This window comes from Pseudomonas sp. P106(2024) (genome assembly GCF_057480815.1).
Window position 1 is genome coordinate 1 of the sequence record NZ_JBLIYU010000064.1, and the last position, 333, is coordinate 333.

The following is a 333-nucleotide window of genomic DNA, read 5'->3' on the forward strand; positions in this document are numbered from 1 at the left end:
GACAACGGCGCCGGCCTGATCACCACCGCCGGCCCACTGACCCTCGCCAACCTGGCCAAGCTCTCCAACCAGGGCGGCGAGATCTCCACCGCCCAGGCCCTGCGCCTGGATATCAGCGAACTGGACAACCGTGACGGCAAGCTGATCAGCGAACAGACCCTGGCCATCACCAGCGGCGCGATCGACAACCGCAATGGCCTGGTCTCGGGCTGGCAGGGGCTGACCGTTAACGGCCAGAGCCTGGACAACCGCCAGCAAGGCACGCTGTCGAGCCGCTCCGGCGCCGTGCAGGTGACCGTGGCCGGCGCCCTGCGCAACAGCGACGGCGGCGCG

The 333-nt window shown here is 69.7% G+C and carries 1 protein-coding gene; it reads left to right on the forward strand.

Annotated elements, in window-relative coordinates:
• Window positions 1-333 (forward strand): hypothetical protein (locus AC25M7_RS25530; protein WP_486971645.1); only part of this gene is annotated, 333 nt, incomplete at both ends.